Source organism: Myroides odoratimimus (assembly GCF_038039805.1).
Taxonomy (GTDB): Bacteria; Bacteroidota; Bacteroidia; order Flavobacteriales; family Flavobacteriaceae; genus Flavobacterium; species Flavobacterium odoratimimum_B.
Window position 1 is genome coordinate 12,333 of the sequence record NZ_JBBPHK010000027.1, and the last position, 17,982, is coordinate 30,314.

16 protein-coding genes are annotated in these 17,982 nt (G+C 32.1%); 7 read left to right on the forward strand and 9 right to left on the reverse strand.

Features of this window, described 5'->3' with window-relative positions; genetic code table 11:
- Positions 1-3 precede the first annotated feature (3 nt).
- Positions 4-2,646, forward strand: coding sequence for a DNA gyrase/topoisomerase IV subunit A (locus AABL85_RS15345; protein WP_341310719.1), 2,643 nt, complete (start codon positions 4-6; stop codon positions 2,644-2,646).
- Between the two features lie 9 nt (positions 2,647-2,655).
- A complete protein-coding gene (locus tag AABL85_RS15350; RefSeq protein WP_341310720.1) occupies positions 2,656-3,564 on the forward strand; it encodes a phospholipase A in 909 nt (302 codons plus the stop codon).
- A gap of 36 nt (positions 3,565-3,600) precedes the next feature.
- Here the strand turns inward: AABL85_RS15350 and AABL85_RS15355 are convergent, their stop codons facing one another.
- Positions 3,601-4,470 carry an EamA/RhaT family transporter gene (locus tag AABL85_RS15355; RefSeq protein WP_341310721.1) on the reverse strand — a complete coding sequence of 290 codons (870 nt, stop codon included), beginning with the start codon at positions 4,468-4,470 and terminating at the stop codon, positions 3,601-3,603.
- Positions 4,471-4,708: 238 nt separating this feature from the next.
- Between AABL85_RS15355 and AABL85_RS15360 the strand changes: the two genes are divergently transcribed.
- Positions 4,709-5,578, forward strand: coding sequence for a helix-turn-helix domain-containing protein (locus tag AABL85_RS15360; RefSeq protein ID WP_286386144.1), 870 nt, complete (start codon positions 4,709-4,711; stop codon positions 5,576-5,578).
- 62 nt (positions 5,579-5,640) lie between these two features.
- Here the strand turns inward: AABL85_RS15360 and AABL85_RS15365 are convergent, their stop codons facing one another.
- From AABL85_RS15365 to AABL85_RS15385, 5 genes are all read right to left on the reverse strand, one after another.
- A complete protein-coding gene (locus AABL85_RS15365) occupies positions 5,641-6,684 on the reverse strand; it encodes an o-succinylbenzoate synthase (RefSeq protein WP_341310722.1) in 1,044 nt (347 codons plus the stop codon).
- 2 nt (positions 6,685-6,686) lie between these two features.
- Positions 6,687-7,373, reverse strand: coding sequence for a metal-dependent hydrolase (locus AABL85_RS15370; RefSeq protein WP_286386146.1), 687 nt, complete (start codon positions 7,371-7,373; stop codon positions 6,687-6,689).
- Between the two features lie 11 nt (positions 7,374-7,384).
- Positions 7,385-8,296, reverse strand: coding sequence for a 1,4-dihydroxy-2-naphthoate octaprenyltransferase (gene menA / locus AABL85_RS15375; RefSeq protein WP_286386148.1), 912 nt, complete (start codon positions 8,294-8,296; stop codon positions 7,385-7,387).
- Positions 8,297-8,430: 134 nt separating this feature from the next.
- Positions 8,431-8,733: a hypothetical protein gene (locus AABL85_RS15380; RefSeq protein WP_341277510.1), complete on the reverse strand. Its 303-nt coding sequence runs from the start codon at positions 8,731-8,733 to the stop codon at positions 8,431-8,433.
- 757 nt (positions 8,734-9,490) lie between these two features.
- Positions 9,491-10,330, reverse strand: coding sequence for a 1,4-dihydroxy-2-naphthoyl-CoA synthase (locus AABL85_RS15385; protein ID WP_286386150.1), 840 nt, complete (start codon positions 10,328-10,330; stop codon positions 9,491-9,493).
- A 71-nt stretch (positions 10,331-10,401) separates the two neighbouring features.
- Here AABL85_RS15385 and AABL85_RS15390 point away from each other — a divergent pair, with 71 nt between their 5' ends.
- From AABL85_RS15390 to AABL85_RS15405, 4 genes are all read left to right on the forward strand, one after another.
- Positions 10,402-11,517, forward strand: coding sequence for a C1 family peptidase (locus tag AABL85_RS15390; protein ID WP_341310723.1), 1,116 nt, complete (start codon positions 10,402-10,404; stop codon positions 11,515-11,517).
- Positions 11,518-11,583: 66 nt separating this feature from the next.
- Complete coding sequence (locus AABL85_RS15395) at positions 11,584-12,762, forward strand: serine hydrolase domain-containing protein (RefSeq protein ID WP_341310724.1); 1,179 nt, start codon at positions 11,584-11,586, stop codon at positions 12,760-12,762.
- Between the two features lie 11 nt (positions 12,763-12,773).
- Positions 12,774-13,817 carry a nitronate monooxygenase gene (locus tag AABL85_RS15400; protein ID WP_341310725.1) on the forward strand — a complete coding sequence of 348 codons (1,044 nt, stop codon included), beginning with the start codon at positions 12,774-12,776 and terminating at the stop codon, positions 13,815-13,817.
- An 85-nt stretch (positions 13,818-13,902) separates the two neighbouring features.
- Positions 13,903-14,658 (forward strand): GNAT family N-acetyltransferase, encoded by a 756-nt coding sequence (locus AABL85_RS15405; protein WP_286386156.1) that lies wholly within the window; start codon positions 13,903-13,905, stop codon positions 14,656-14,658.
- A 2-nt stretch (positions 14,659-14,660) separates the two neighbouring features.
- Here the strand turns inward: AABL85_RS15405 and ygiD are convergent, their stop codons facing one another.
- The 3 genes from ygiD to AABL85_RS15420 are packed head-to-tail and all read right to left on the reverse strand — an operon-like array spanning position 14,661 to position 17,981.
- Positions 14,661-15,488, reverse strand: coding sequence for a 4,5-DOPA dioxygenase extradiol (ygiD, locus tag AABL85_RS15410; RefSeq protein ID WP_341310726.1), 828 nt, complete (start codon positions 15,486-15,488; stop codon positions 14,661-14,663).
- 17 nt (positions 15,489-15,505) lie between these two features.
- Positions 15,506-16,189 carry a potassium channel family protein gene (locus AABL85_RS15415; protein WP_286386158.1) on the reverse strand — a complete coding sequence of 228 codons (684 nt, stop codon included), beginning with the start codon at positions 16,187-16,189 and terminating at the stop codon, positions 15,506-15,508.
- Between the two features lie 10 nt (positions 16,190-16,199).
- Positions 16,200-17,981, reverse strand: a complete 1,782-nt coding sequence (locus AABL85_RS15420) for a TrkH family potassium uptake protein (protein WP_286386159.1) — start codon at positions 17,979-17,981, stop codon at positions 16,200-16,202.
- Position 17,982 lies beyond the last annotated feature (1 nt).

Consider the following 17,982-nt stretch of genomic DNA (forward strand, 5'->3'; position numbering starts at 1 on the left):
ATTATGAGCCAAGAAGATAATTTAGATCAAGAGTTAAACAATATAAATAATGAACATCCTATAGAGGATTTTTCTGATGTTCAAGAGGAGGTAACGGAGACTATTACTAAGGTAACAGGTATGTACAAGGATTGGTTCCTTGACTATGCTTCTTATGTTATCTTAGAACGTGCTGTACCTGCTATCGAAGATGGTTTTAAGCCTGTTCAGAGACGTATCATGCACTCGATGAAAGAGCTAGATGATGGCCGTTATAATAAAGTTGCTAATATTGTAGGTCATACGATGCAGTATCACCCTCATGGGGATGCTAGTATAGGAGACGCCCTTGTTCAACTTGGGCAGAAAGATCTATTAATAGATATGCAGGGGAACTGGGGAAATATCCTAACAGGAGATGGTGCTGCAGCTTCGCGTTATATTGAGGCTCGTTTGAGTAAATTTGCTTTAGAGGTATTGTATTCTCCAAAAATCACTAATTGGCAAGCATCTTATGACGGTAGAAAGAATGAACCTATCAATCTACCAGTTAAGTTTCCATTACTTCTCGCACAAGGAGGAGAGGGTATTGCAGTAGGGTTATCTACTAAAATACTTCCTCATAACTTTAACGAACTGATAGATGCTTCTATCAAAATTCTAAAAGGCAAACCCTTTACGCTATATCCTGACTTCCCTACAGAGGGGATAGCAGATGTATCTAACTATAATGATGGTGCTCGTGGAGGACGTGTGCGTGTGCGTGCTAAAATAGCTCCACTAGACAAGAATACTTTAGTAATTACGCAGATACCTTTCTCTACTACAACGACAAGTTTGATAGAAAGCATCCTTAAAGCGAATGAAAAAGGTAAAATAAAGATTAAAAAGATAGAAGATAATACGGCTGCACAGGTGGAAATACTAATCCATCTACCTGCGGGGACTTCTCCTGATAAAACTATAGATGCTCTTTATGCTTTTACAGCATGTGAAACTTCTATTGCTCCATTAGGCTGTGTTATCCAGGATAATAAACCTCTATTTACAGGTGTCTCAGAGATGCTTAAAAACTCTACTCATCAGACAGTAGAGCTATTAAAGAAAGAACTTGAGATAGAACTGAATGAGTTAGAGGAAAAATGGCACTTCCTTTCTCTTGAAAGAATATTTATTGAGAATCGTATTTACCGTGCGATTGAAGAAGAAGAAACTTGGGAAGGAGTTTTAAATGCTATTGATTTAGGATTAAAGCCATTTATAGCAAATCTTAAAAGAGACATTACACAGGAGGATATCGCTAGATTAACAGAGATACGCATTAAACGTATTTCACGTTTTGATATTGATAAGGCAAACCAAAATATTGAGGCGCTAGAAGGAGAAATAGAAGCTGTAAAATACAACTTAGAACACCTGATAGATTTTGCTATTAAATACTTTATGAGTTTAAAGGAAAAATATGGCAAAGGTAGAGAGCGTCTTACCGAGCTTAGAAACTTCGATACTATCGAGGCAACTAAAGTAGTCCTGAGAAATACTAAGCTTTATGTAAATAGGGAAGAAGGTTTCTTCGGTACAGGATTGCGCAAAGATGAGTATGTATGTGACTGTTCTGATATAGATGATGTTATCGTATTCTTACGTGACGGTTCTATGATGGTCTCTAGAGTAGATGAAAAGAAGTTCGTCGGAAAAGATATTATCCATATCGCTGTATGGGATAAGAATGACAAACGCACTATCTATAACTTAATTTATAGAGATGGTAAATCTGGTTCTTCTTTTATCAAAAGATTTAATGTAACAGGGGTAACTCGTGATAAATTATATCCACTGACTCAAGACAAACCAGGCTCACAGATATTGTATTTCTCAGCTAATCCAAATGGAGAAGCAGAGGTAGTAACGATACTATTAAGACAACTGACTAGTGTTAAGAAGCTTAAGTTTGATCTTGACTTTGCTGACTTATTAATTAAAGGTAGAGCAGCAAAAGGAAATGTAGTAACTAAATATGCTATTAAGAAAATAGAGCTCAAAGAAAAGGGAATTTCTACATTACGTCCTCGTAAGATATGGTTCGACGAAACCGTAAAACGCTTAAATGTAGATGGTAGAGGAGAGTTATTAGGAGAGTTTAAACCTGAAGATAGATTACTTATTGTAACTCAAAGTGGTAAGGTGAAGACGATTATTCCTGAACTTACTACTCATTTCGACGAAGATATGATTGTTCTCGAAAAATGGAAAGAAAACAAGCCTGTTTCTGCTCTATATTTTGATGGAGAAAAAAGTAGATATTACCTTAAGCGCTTCTTAATTGAGAATGAAAATAAAGAGGAATTGTTTATTACTGAACATCCTAACTCTAGATTGGAGATAGTTTCTACTGACTTTAGACCTGTCTTTGAAGTAATATTTACTAAGATCAAAGGAATACAAAAGGACAACCAAACAATTGATGTAGAGCAATTTATAACTATAAAAGGAATTAAAGCTTTAGGTAATCAAGTTTCTATAGATAAGATAAAACAAGTCAATATTTTAGAGTCATTGCCTTTTAATGAAGAGGAAGAAGAGGAGGAAGAGGAAGAAGAAATAACTATAGGTGAAGCTCCAGAAACAGAAATAGATGATGATGGACAGCAGACTTTACTTTTTTAAATAAAACGAATGAAATATAAATGTTTTTTACTCTCTCTATTAGTGAGTGTACAGGTTTTGGGTCAAGAACCTGATGACTATATCTTCGATAATAATAGAGAGATTAAAAGCTTAAGAGATAGATGGGACTTAAATCCAGAGAGAAAAGGAAAGACTTTTGCCCTTACTCCTTATAAGCCAGTATATCTTTTGCCTGCTAGATGGTCTAGTAAGCCTAATGAGATGCCTACTAGTTTGCACGATGCTAATTCAGCTTCTGAACCTATAGATTACAATAGAACAGAGATTAGATTTCAGATAAGTTTTAAAACTAAAGTTGCTACAGGGCTTTTTTGGGGCAAAGGAGATATTTGGTTAGCTTTTACACAGACTGCTAACTGGCAAGCATATAACGAAAAGGAATCTCGGCCTTTTAGGGAATTAAATTATGAACCAGAGGTGATCTTTAACTATCCTTTAGATTATGCTATCAATGATTTTAAATTTACAATGGCAGGGATAGGCTTTAATCACCAGTCTAATGGTAAGAGTCTACCTTACTCTAGAAGTTGGAACAGAATTACGATGCACTTAGGAATGGAGTACCACAATTGGACTTTCTTAGTTCGCCCTTGGTTTAGACTTCAAGAAGAAGCTGATTCTGATGACAATCCAAGGATAGAAGATTATGTAGGTAGAGGAGAGGCTGTCATAGGATATCAGCATAAGAGCGGTCAATTATTTACTTTAATGATTCGCAACAATCTAAAGTTTAATAACAACTATAAAGGTTTTGCAGAGTTTACTTGGGCTTATCCAATTAAGAATAACTTAAAAGCTTTCTTAGTTGTAAATCACGGTTATGGCGAGACCATGATCGATTATAACTGGAAACAAACAAATATAGGATTAGGAATTTCTTTAATGGAATGGTTATAACAAAAAAGGAGATGAATTTATCATCTCCTTTTTTGTTTAGATTATAACTTGACTTATTATAAGCAATCCTATAGATAAGACTGCAAATCCTAAACCAATAACATTATACTTATTCAACTTTTCATTAAAGTAAAAATATCCGATCAAAGTACCTAGTAGAATGACTCCGTAATTCATTCCTGCAAAAACTACAGTAGGATTATCAGCAAAAGCTTTATGTGCATTTAAATAAAAGTATATATTTATAAAATTCAATAATCCTACTAAAAGGCCAAACAGTATTGTTTTTTTAGTCATTTCAAATTTAATTCTCTTGAACTTTATGTAAACAGTATAAAAAATCAGAGATAATATTAAAGAACAACTAAATATATAAAATAGAGTAGAAGTATAGGGAATAGTACTATATAAAGCTACTTGCTTAAAACACACATCAATTACTCCAAAACCAATAAAAACTAAGAGTAAATAAAAATAGTTATTTTTAGCTTTTATTTCTTTATGCTCATTTTTGTTTAGTATTAGACCTATAGATATAAAACCTATTAACAAAGCTATATATTTCAAATTTGTAATATTTTCTTTAAAAATAAATACAGATGCCAATATTGGAATAAATAATGACATTCTTTGAGCAATATCTGTTTTTATAATTCCTGTATTTTTAATACTTAGATATTGTGCTAAGAATATTGAAGGTAATAGAACTCCTAAACCTATAATAAGAAATATTGGAAATGCATTAATTGTAATAGATGAAGGTTTAAATATTAAGAATGATAAAAAAACTGTTACAATGTAGTTGAGAATTATAATCTGAAAAATATTAGTGGTTTGTTTTTTTAAAACTTTAAATAGAACTCCTACAGAGATACTACTTAAGATGCTAAGTATTAAATAGAGCATTAGGTTTAAATTTGTATAAGTACAAATATAGTTTATAATAGTGACAAAAGAAGTATTGTTTTCTCTTACAAAATTCCTATTTTACATAATATGTATTATGAATAAATAGTATCTAATATAGATATAACTAATCACTTACTAAATCAATCAGTTCTTATATTAAATAAAATTTATTAATTTTGTACAAAATATTATAGTATATTTAATATTTTAAGTATTGATAACTTTTATAAGTAATATGAAAAAGATACCTAGATATAATAGTTGTGATCTATTAGACCAAAATAATGTCCTAAAAGATTGTGTAATTTTTGATTTGCATAGAATAATCCAAATGCGCAATAATGTAGTTTCTATTGCTCATCAACATGCTTTCTATCAAATATTACTTATAACTAATGGTACTGGGATACATCATATAGATAGCAAAACTTATTCTGTTACTAAAGGCGATATTTTCTTCTTAGCTCCAGGACAAGTACATAGATGGGATTTTAATGAAACTACTCAAGGATTTATTATCAATTTCACAGCTGACTTCTTTTCATCTTTTCTATTAAATAAGGATTTTATTCAATTATTACCTTTCTTCAATTATAATTCAGAATATATCAAGCTTAATATTTTTAAACAATACTCTACTATAGTTAATATTTTTGATAAAATAACTTTTGAATTTCAAATAAAAGAAAGCACAGATCTTAATCTAATACGTATATACATACTTGAGTTATTACTTTTAGTTAAAAAACAGGTAAATGAGGAATACAATTTTTCTTATACTCAATTGCAACCCACTAACTTAATCAAGCAATTTGAGCACCTAGTTGAAAAAAACTTTTATGAACTAAGATTCCCAAAAGAATATGCTAAACTTCTATATGTAACTCCTAATTATTTAAATGCTATATGTCAGAAAATTAAAGGACAATCTGCTGGAGAGATTATTAGAAGTCGTATTTTATTAGAAAGTAAAAGACTTTTAGTTAATACAAATCTATCTGCTGGAGAAATAGCTTATAAATTAAGCTTTAAGGATAATTCTTATTTCTCAAGGTTTTTTAAAAAGTATGTAGGAGTATCCCCAGATGAATTTAGAAAATCGTGATTTACTAAGAAGATTATAGAAAAAACAAAAAGGAAGAATAGCTATTCTTCCTTTTCGTTTTTTTAGTAAGTTAAAATTGACTCATCCCAAACTCCTCTATTATCATACCATAATGCTCCATTTTTTACTAGTAAGGGAGAATCTATATTATTAGTATACAGAGCCCCTGTTCCTAGACCTTGAGGCATATCTGATTGAAGTGTATACGTCCATTGAGCTATAGCATTAAGCCCTATATTACTTTCTAATGCAGATGTTATCCACCAATTTATATTTCTTTGATTAGCGAGCTCTATCCATTCTAAGCTACCTTTAAAACCTCCGATTAAACTTGGTTTTAAGATAATATACTGAGGTTTTATTTGATCTAGAAGTTTAGCTTTCTCATCTAGTTTAGTTATTCCTATTAATTCTTCATCTAATGCTATAGGTAAAGGTGTATCTCTACATAATGCAGCCATTTCGCTTATCTGATGTTGCTTTATTGGCTGTTCGATGCTATGTAGTCTTAATTTGCTTAACTCTTCTAGTTTAGCTTTTGCTTCTTCTGGCTTAAAACCTCCATTAGCATCCACTCTTAGTTCTATTTGTTCTGAAGAGAAATATTTTCTGATATATTGAAGTAGAGCTATCTCTCTTTCAAAATTAATAGCTCCAATTTTTAATTTAACACATTTATAGCCATCTTTGAGCTTTTCATCTATCTGTTCTTTCATAAAGGCCTCCTCTCCCATCCAGACTAACCCATTGATGGTAATAGCATCTTTACTATTTGTGAAATTTGATGGAAATAAGATAAATGGATTATCACTTTCTAAGGATAGAAAAGCTTGTTCTAATCCAAATTGTATAGAAGGCCAATCTCTAAGAGCTTCCCAAAGTTGTTCTAGACCTAGATCAATATTTTCTACTGTCCATTTTAGCTTCTCTTCATAATCGGGCCTATCATCAAAACTAAGAGAGCGCAGTATACCACACTCCCCTATTCCTATTTTATTGCCCTCTTCTAATATAATATACCAAGTTTCTTTCTCTGTAAGAATACCTCTAGAGGTACCAGAAGGTCTTTTGAATATTAAATTATGTCTTTTATATCTAGCAATCATAACTACAAAGTCAAACTTTCTCCAATATTTAGAAGCATTAAGTCTTTTCCTTTCTCAAAGAACTTACGTTTAGCTTCTTCGTGGTCTATTTCTATAAAACCAAATGTATCAAAATGATACCCTAAAACTTTATCACACTTAACAAAATCAGATGCAACAACAGCTTCGTCTATATCCATTGTGAAGTTGCTTCCTATTGGCAAGATAGCTAAGTCTAGATTCGTAAACATAGGTATCAATTTCATATCCATAGTAAGAGAAGTATCGCCTGCTATATAAATATTTTTATTTTTACTTTCTATCACAAATCCCCCAGGCTGTCCTCCATAACTCCCATCAGGGAAAGAGCTAGAGTGTATAGCTGGTGTATATTTTAGTTTTCCGAAATCGAATATCCATGATCCACCGTGATTCATTGGGTGAGCTTGGAATCCTTTAGCTTCATAATATCCTGCTATTTCGGCGTTGGATACAATTAGAGCTTCAGGATTATTATTAGCAATACGTTCTACATCCGCGATATGGTCACCATGTGCATGAGTAATAAGGATATAATCTACTTTAATAGCATCTACATCTATTTTCTTAGCTGCTTCTAATGGGTTCCCAGTAATAAAAGGATCCACTATGATATTAATATCTTCTATTCTAATACCTAAACAGGCATGTCCATAATACGTAATTTCCATAATTCTAAATTTTAAAGTATTAAAGCTATTGAAAATAATACAGAAAGTAAAAAAGTACTTAATGCAACTATTTTCATCTGTGAATCTAACTCTCGCGGCTCAGTATTCTTCTTGACAAAGATCAAATGCCTTAATAAGGGTATATAAGCTAATATAAAGAAGTATTTATAGATTTCTAAACCAGCATGCATTGCATAAATAATTAATGCGATAAGAGCAAAAAGGATAATAAAATAATGGTACTGTTTTGCACCTTGTCTTCCTAATTTAACAGCTAATGTATTTTTGCCTACTAATTTATCAGACTCTAAGTCCCTCATATTATTAATATTTAAGACAGCTATACTAAGATTTCCTATAGCGATCGCTGGTAAGATAACCCAATAGTCAAAATGCATTCCATATAAATAAAAACATCCGATAACACTCACTAGCCCGAAGAATATAAATACAAATAAGTCTCCTAATCCTTTATATCCATAAGCTCCTGAACCAACAGTATATTTAATTGCTGCAGCTACACACGATATTCCTAAAACAAAAAAGAATAAAGAGGTAAAGAAATTATCCTTCCCAAAAGAGATATAAATTAATATCAAAGCTGCTATTAGAGATAACAAAGAAGTAACTATAACTCCCTGCTTCATCTCTTTAGGTGTGATAAGACCACTTTGTAAAGCTCTCTGAGGACCTATACGAGTCTCATTATCTGTTCCTTTTACTCCATCTCCATAGTCATTAGCAAAATTTGATAAAATCTGTAATAATAACGTTGTAAGTATTGCAAAAGAAAAGATACTTATAAACGAAGTATTAGTTGAAAAATATGGGTATGCACAAGCACTACCAACTATAATTCCAGAAACAGAAAGAGGCAAAGTACGCAATCTTGCAGCACTTACCCAAGCTTTAATTTTTATCATCAATATATTTAGGTAATACTAAAAGTCATTACTTCTAGTAAGGTATTAAAAAGCCAAAATTAAATAGAATTTATGAGATACGATAACTATTGCTTAAGTCTAATTACAATACTTGTATACATATAAAATATTATTTATCCAATTAGTTTAAGTTTTAAATACTTATGTGGTTTGACAAAGGTATAGTACAATGCATAAAGAGGATTAGCCCCTTTTACTGAGAAAGTCAATGTTTGGTCTTCTGCTATCTCAAAGATAATAGCGTTAGATGTATTCCAATCTATTTTTGTACTAAGAATGTGCTTCCCTTCCGAAATATCAAAAGTCATCTCTGTACCATTAGCAATAGATCCTATTTTCTCCCCATCGAGAAAAATAGTATAATTTCTAAATCGTTCAACAAATGCCTTTTTTCTTCTTAATATTAATTTTGCCATTTTCTATTGTCTCCTGGTTTGTAGTAAAGTTAAAAAGTTATTCAAGAATTAAGGTCATAAAACAGAAGTTATTTAAAAACTTTTAAGAGTGATGTTTAGCTTTGTTTGTTTTTTCTCAAAAAAACGTATATTACACTTTATAACAAAAAGTTATAAAGTGCAAATTAAAAACACAACTATCTATATATCAATACATATTACATATTATGTAAAGTAATAATTTAAGTAAATCAGAGGCTTTAAACCTAATTTGTAAAATGTAAAATACAGTGAATTAAGATGGGCTAAGGGAATAATATTAGCTTATAAATACTTCTTTTTTTATATAAAATGAGGTTCATTAAAGAAAATAAATAAGTTTTTTATAATTTAGATTCTCTTCGTAGAAAGACAGTCCTAATGACTATGTTTAAAAAAGTTTCTTCGGGAAGTCATTGGGCAGTCTTCGGATGTTCTTCGGAAAAAGGGCCTCTGTTCCGAAGAAACACTGAAGTTTACCGAAGACCTTCCGAACAAAGTGAATATCATAACACACTAGGTAATTTAAAATCAATTAGTTATGTTTTTAAAATAGTCCTTTTTTGGAAAAAAGTGGAAGTTTTTGGACTTTTTTGGAAAAAAATGCCAAAAAATTCCCTCTTACACTTCATGTTTATTTAAATTTCAGTATAATCTAGATCTTTAACCATATTGTATAAAAAAGCCATCCAAATGTTGGATGGCTTCTATATCTCGAGAGTTTATTAGATATAAACTATTATGGAATCCACTTTTTAGGGAAGTTTGGTTTTCTCTTTTCTAAGAATGCATTTCTTCCTTCTATTGCTTCATCAGTCATATAAGCTAGACGAGTAGCCTCACCTGCGAATACCTGTTGACCTACCATTCCATCATCAGTTAAGTTCATCGCAAACTTAAGCATTTTAATAGAAGTAGGTGATTTAGCCAATACTTCTTGTGCCCACTCATAAGCTGTATCTTCTAATTCTGCATGAGGAATAACAGCATTTACCATTCCCATTTCGAAAGCTTCTTGAGCAGAATAGTTTCTTCCTAAGAAGAATATCTCTCTTGCTTTCTTCTGACCAACCATTTTAGCCAAATAAGCAGAACCATATCCACCATCAAAGCTAGTTACATCCGCATCTGTCTGTTTAAAGATAGCGTGTTCTTTACTTGCGAGTGTCATATCACATACCACATGTAAGCTATGTCCTCCTCCTACAGCCCATCCAGGAACTACCGCGATTACTACCTTAGGCATAAATCTAATAAGGCGTTGTACTTCTAAGATATTTAGACGATGCATACCATCATCTCCTACATAGCCTTGATGCCCCCTAGCCTTTTGATCTCCTCCACTACAGAATGAATAAACTCCATCTTTAGGAGATGGTCCTTCTGCTGATAATAAAACTACTCCGATAGAGGTATCTTCTTGTGCGTCATAAAAAGCACGATATAGTTCACTTGTTGTTTTTGGTCTAAAAGCATTGCGAACCTCTGGTCTATTAAAAGCAATACGAGCTACTCCATTACACTTTTTGTATGTAATATCCTCAAACTCGATAGCTGTTTCCCATTGAATCTTACTCATAATGTTTTTTAATTTAGGGTAAAAATAACCTATTTTTTGCATTATATTGCCATTCCAAAACATTATAATCCATGAAAAAAACACTATTATCCTTATCCATCCTATTTTTAGGATTAGCAGCACATGCTCAAAAGTATGATTTTCAAAACATTGTAGATATTCAAGGTACACCTGTTATTAGTCAAGGAAAGACGGGAACTTGTTGGAGCTTTAGCACTTCTTCTTTCTTAGAGTCTGAAATAATTAGAAAAACCAATAAGCATATTGATCTTTCTGAGATGTATAATGTTAGAAATACATATCCCAAAAAGATAGAAAACTATATTCTAAGACAGGGTAAAACTCAGTTCGGGGAAGGTGGTCTAGCTCACGATGTGATTAACAGTATGAGAGAGTATGGTTTAGTCCCTGTAGAAGCTTATTCTGGTTTAGTAGGACAAGAAACTTATGATCATAAAGAGTTGTTTAAAGTATTAAAAAGTATGATAGATGCTTATGCTAAGAGTGACTCTCCTATTTCTAGCAATTGGAAAGAACTAACAGAGCACGTATTAGATATGTATATGGGGGCTAACATTAAAGAGTTTACTTATCAAGGCAAGAAGTATACTCCTGAGAGTTTCTTGAAAATGACTACCCTAAATCCTGATGATTATATAACAATTTCTTCTTTCCAAAATAAAAAGAATTATTCTTCGTTTATTCTTAATATTCCAGATAATTTCTCTAACGGTAGTATGTATAATCTTCCACTAGATGAGTATATTGCTAATATAGATCACGCTTTAGATAATGGCTATACACTCTCTTTAGATTGTGATGTATCAGAAAAGACTTTCTCAGGCAAATATGGAATCGCTTTTATTCCAGATGACGATGCTGACATAGAGAAAGGATTAACTGAAATTATCACAGAAAAAGAGATCACACCGGCATATAGACTACAAGAGTTCTATAGCTTTAATACGCAAGATGATCACCTCATGCACATCGTCGGAAAGGTAAAAGATCAGAAAGGTAATATTTATTACAAAGTTAAAAATTCATGGGGAGCAAATAGTGATCGTGTAGGAAATGATGGTTATATTTACATGAGTATTCCATACATGAAGTTAAAGTCTATTTCAGTGCTTTTACACAAAGATGGCTTACTTAAAAAGACCAAAGAAGAACTAAGAATTAAGTAGTTATAAGATATTAAAATAAGACCAGTTATAAAATCACTCTAACTGGTCTTTTACTTAGAAGAACGAATGATTAATAAAAGATATTTTGCAGTAACATTACTAGCAGCATTGTCATTATATGCTTGCCAAGAAAATAAAGAATTAGCTACAAATATTCCTATCATAAAAGAACATAATGTACGCGTGGATAATCCTTATAAAGTGGACTTTCCAGAAGTTACTACAGATTATATTTTAGAGAAGGCACATATTATAGAAAATTTTTATAACGATAATATTAATAAAAACGGGTATACAGGTAGTTTCTTAGTTGCCAAAAATGGCCAGATCATCTATGAGAACTATTCTGGAGTATCAGATAGAAGTGGAAATGATTCTATCGGAAGTGAGACATCCATGCATGTCGCTTCTGTTGGAAAAGTTATCACTGCTGTAACTATCTTAAGATTAGTAGATAGTGGTAGATTAGACCTAAATCAGAGTGTATCAGAGATAATAGATGGCTTCCCTTATCCTGAAATAACAGTAAGAACCCTACTAAGCCATAGAAGTGGTTTAGGATATTATGGATATTATAAAAACATCTGGGATAATAAGACTACCGTAACTAATGAGGATGTTATCAAAGTAATTAATAAAAAAAGAGTATCACTAGACTTTACTCCTAATACTAAGTTTACGTATAGTAATACGAATTATGTATTATTAGCTTCTATTGTAGAAAGAGTTACTCAGAAAAGCTTTAGAGAAGCTGTTAGAGAGTTAATTTTTGATCCATTAGAGATGAGTCACAGTTTTGTATTTGATGATCTAACGAAAAAGAATGAGGTAACACAATCTTTTTCTGGAAGTAAGAAGTTGATGAGATGGGACTATATGGATGGAACTTATGGCGATAAAAATATCTATACGACTCCTAGAGATTTTCTAAAGTTTGATACTGCTTTATATTCAGATAATTTCTTAAGTGCAGATCTTAAACAAGAAATGTTTAAAGGGTATAGTTTTGAGAAAAAAGGAAATAGAAATTATGGTTTAGGAATAAGATTATTAGAGATGGACAATGGCGATATGTATACGTATCACAACGGTTGGTGGAGAGGTAATACTTCTTCTTATATCAGACTTGCTAAGGATAATGTATGTATCATCTTATTTTCTAATAAATATTCTACATTGACCTATAAGACTATTCACTTATCTCATCACTTTGGAGATTACCCCGTAGGAGATATGGAACTCTAAAAATATAGATTATGAAAAAAGCGGACATCATTTTCGGTATAGATTATGCTATTTGCCAAGCTCCTATGTTAGGAGTAGCTACACCAGAGATGGTAGCAGCAGTAAGTAACTCAGGTTGTATAGGCACACTTCCATTAGGTGGCTTCCCTCCTGGCTTAAGCAGAGAGTTAATCAGAAAGACGCAGTCTTTAACAGACAAGCCCTTTATCGTTAATATGTTCCTTAATCCTATAGTTGATATCAATCAAAGAGATATTGATGATATGCAACATACATTAAGTGAGATAGGCAAGGAAATAGGATATTCTCATACTACTATTACCCATTTTGAACAAGAAACATATCGTGGTAATCTTGAAGTAGTAAAGGAACTAGGCCTTTCCTATCTTGCTTTTACTTTTGGCTGTTTTACAGATCAAGAGATAAAAGAACTACACGACCTCGATATTTATTTGATAGGTACAGCTACTACCGTTGAAGAAGCTGTTTATTTAGATCGTAAAGGAATTGACGCTATTATTCTCCAAGGGATAGAAGCAGGAGGACATAGAGGAACCTTTCTGAAAGATTCTTTAGAAGACAATCTCCCTTTAGAAGAATTATTTAACAAAGTATTACCCCTGGTAGATAAACCCTTATTTGTAGCAGGAGGTTTATACGATGGTTTCATTGGGCGAGATTATTTAAGCAAGGGAGCAGCTATGATATGCTATGGTTCCTTATTTATTACAGCTGATGAAAGCACAGCTATGGACTATCAAAAAGATCTTTTACACAAAGGAGATACTATAGAAACTGTCTTGACTAAATCTTTTTCTGGTAAATTTGCTAGAGGTATTCTTAATAAATTTGTGAAAATGATAGATTATGATAATAAAAACATACCTTTGTATCCTATTCAAAATATTTTAACACAAAAATTAAGAAGTTTTGCTAAACAAAAAAAATTTCATAATTTTAATTCTCTTTGGTGTGGAACTAATGCTCATTATGCCAGAAGAGATTCAACATCAAAAATTATAAATAAATTGATTAAGGAAGTGTATGACTTATAGTTTTCAATATCGTTTTTTAAAGAACATTAACTTAGAGGAACTTTTATTGGTTTTTAACAAGTCTTTTTCTGATTATACTGTCCCAATGAGATTAACATTGGAGCAATTAAAAGACAAAATTAAAGCAGAGGGCATTGATTTAACAATTTCTGTAGGGGCTTTTTGTAATAAAGAATTAGTAGGATTTATCCTTCATGCAAAAAACAATGATTATTTGTACAATGCTGGTACTGGAGTATTACCTTCTTTTAGAGGTAATAACCTGACTACTAAGATGTATGATTATGCGATACCATTGTTTAAGAGCTTTAATATGCGTAAGATTAACTTAGAAGTAATTAGTTCTAACGAAACTGCTTGTAAGTCATATCGCAAAATAGGTTTTAAGAAATGGAGAGTGATTAATTCTATTAAAGGAGTTACTAATGTAAAAAGTTCTAAGTTTGAAGAAATAGAAGGTTTGCAAATAAATAATTTACCCTATTATGAGTACCTTATTTATTTTGCAGAGAAAGATATTATTCCTACATGGGAGAATAACGAGTTCTGTGTACATAACTTTGAGACGAGTTTGACTATGCGCAAAGCTTCTATTAATGGTACTACAGTAGGATATCTAATATATGATCAGCGCACTAATAAGATCCTTCAAGTATGGGTAAAAGAGGGCTATAGACGTAAAGGAATAGCATCATATCTTATAAAAGAACTAATCGGCAACGAGAGAAATTTCACAATCACCAATATCGATGGTCAAAACTTCGGTATTCACTCTTTCTTTAAATCTATTGGTGGAGAACCATACTTAGAGCAAATAGAAATGGAAATGTATTTATACTAATACTATCCAAACAGATAAGAAGTCATACTTAATGACCCTCCTACATATTTATCATTGAATATATGGATGTTATCTCTACTACTCGTTAGACCAAGAATATATAATAAAGGATAATAATGATCAGGTGTAGGTACAGCGTATTGCATACTTACACCTTTATTTTTATAATCTAATAGATCCGTAAAGTTTCTATTCAATATGGCAGCTTTAACTAGTTCATTACTCTCTTTTGCCCAATCAAATGCATAATTATCTTCATTGATATGATGCCAATCTAATGCAGATAGATTATGTACAATATTCCCACTACCGATAATTAGCACCCCCTTTTTTCTCAGTGCTTTTAATTGTTTTCCTATTTCTAAGTGATAATTGGGGCCTTTGTAATAATCAACACTTAGTTGCAGCACAGGAATATTCGCTTCAGGAAATAAATGACACAGTATAGACCATGCCCCGTGATCTAATCCCCAAGTTAAATCTTCGTGTATATCTTGATGTTCGCTTAGAAGAGTGATCTCATTTGCTAAAATAGGATTTCCTTTTACATTGTATTCAACATCAAATAACGCTTTTGGAAAACCTCTAAAATCGTGAATTGTTTCTAACGTAGAATTAGCAGTAACTAAAGTTCCTTTTGTTAGCCAATGGGCAGAGACCACTAAGATCGCTTCTGGTTTAGGTAATTGCTTTCCTAGTTTTTTCCAATATTGAGAGAACTCATTGTCTTCTACAGCGTTCATAGGAGAGCCATGCCCCACAAATAGTACAGGTATCTCCTCTGCTCTATCTTTTAACCAAAACAGATCATTTAAAACTTGCTCTCCCATTTCTTTATGATTTTAGATTATTCTGCTAATATTTTTTTAATATCTCTGTTATCACCATAGATAACCATGATATCTCCTTTATTTAATACTGTTTCATAAGAGGCAATACCTTGTACTTCATGTATCTTCTTATGCATACCTATAAAGCTCTTTTCTTCTTTTATTTTAAGTGTTGTAAGTACCACTAAGTTATAATTAGTTCTAAAACCGATCTCTCCTAATGTTCTTCCTGCAAAACGATCAGAAACAGTTATCTCTACAATACTGTATCGTCCATTAATTTCATAAGAGTCCACTACCCCTTTTATACATAATTTCTTAGCCCATCTCTCTGCTGTCTCTTCTTCAGGGTGTACGATTTCGTCTACCCCTATGGCTTGTAATACGTTTTCATGTACAGGGCTTATAGCTCTACTAATAAGTCTTTTTACATTTAAATTTTTCAGAACAGCAGTAGTCATAATATTAGCTCCTTGGTCTTCACCTATTGCTACTATCACGATATCTGTATTCGCTAGAGGTAATCCAGACATCATGTATTGATCTGTAGCGTCTAGACAGATTGTATGGGATATTATATCCTTATAAGCATCTACTCTAGCCATACTTTTATCTACACCTATTACCTCATTTCCTTGTTCAGTAAGTTTTTGTGCTAGTGATGCACCAAAATTTCCTAAACCAATAATAATATATTTCATGCCTTATATATTAGTTAATCAGAATCTCTTCTGTTGGATATCTATAATTCGTTAATTTTTCTTTTTTACTTATCGCTATTAAAATGGTAAGCATACTCACTCGTCCAATAAACATAAGTAAAATCAAAGTTACTTTACTTGGATCTGTCAGCTGAGCTGTAATCCCTGTACTTAATCCTGATGTACTATAAGCAGAGAATGCCTCATAAGCTAATCTTAGTAAATCTGTCTTAGGCTCAAAAAAGGAAAGTGCAAAAATAGCTATTCCTATCACAAATAAAGATAAGAAGATAATCGCAAAAGCACGTTGTACAGACAGTTGATCTACCTCTCTTCTGTATACTTCTATTCTAGACCTACCTTTCATTAAGGCCCATATATTTAAGACAGCGATAGCAAAAGTACTTGTTTTAATCCCCCCTCCTGTTGATACTGGTGATGCCCCGATCCACATTAATAGAATCACAACTAAGAACGTAGAAGTAGTAAATAGATTATTATCTACTGTCGCAAAACCAGCAGTACGAGGTGAAGTAGCGGTAAAGAATGCTGTGACTAACTTCCCGAAGCCACTGTGCTCTGCTAGTGTATTATTATATTCTGAAATATAGACTACTGCGGTACCTCCTACTATTAATACTGCTGTGGTGATTAAGATAATTCGAGTACTTAGATTAATAACACGAGGAATGTGAATCTTAGCCTCCTTCATACTAAAAGGAAGAAGCTTGTTTATAATTAGGTGTTTAACATACTTATATACATTAAATACAATCGGAAAGCCCAACCCTCCCATAATGAACAACCCTGCTATAATTAAATGCAATGGATAATTAAAGCGGTATTCAAAAGTGTACAAGTTCTCTGGCAAAGTAGAGAAACCGGCATTACAGAATGCAGATACAGCATGAAAAATAGAGAAAAATACTCTGTCAAATAAAGATTCAAAATGCTGATGGCGTATACTGATAAATATAGCGATCATACCTATAAACTGTATAATACCAGATATAATAATAATTCGTTTCAGAGTAGCAAATACATCTCCTAGTTTATCAATATAAGACATATCCTTAAGTACTAACTGATTTCCATAAGAGGCTTTCCCTCTAAAGAAAAAACTAAAGTAACTCGCTAAGGTCATGATTCCAAGTCCTCCACATTCCATTAAAAAGATCATAACAGTCTTTCCAAATATAGTAAACTGCGCTCCGATATCTACAGTAGACAACCCCGTTACACATACTGCACTAGTAGCTGTAAATAATGCATCTATATAACGCATACTACCTGGTGTATTGGTAGCTTTGGGGAAAGAAAGCATAAATGCTCCTATGAAAATAATTAATAGAAAGCTGACAACAAATAGCTGTGCAGGGTTCATTCTAGTCTGTTTTAAGTTTAACTGTAAGACAGAAAACTCTCTAACTAACATTAAGAATAACCCAAAAGAAATAACAGCATTACTATCAAAGAATCTTATAGTATGCTCAGGCTGCCATCTCGCTATAATTAAAATTAGAAATAATAAAATACTAAAACAGTCAAATATCTTCACTCCTAAAGTCTCGTGGTTATCTTTGTTAAAATAACGTCTAACGATAGCAAGCATCCCAACACTCAAGCAGATATTGTAAAATATATTTAGATGATAATGATAGTCATTAAGTGTATTAAAACCTAAATCGTATATCAGTAAAAACAGAGCAATAAAGCTGATCCAAAAAGGCAACCTTTTAAGAACGAAGGTAATCTGTTTTATTATTTTATCTTTAAGGTAGTACAGTGGCATC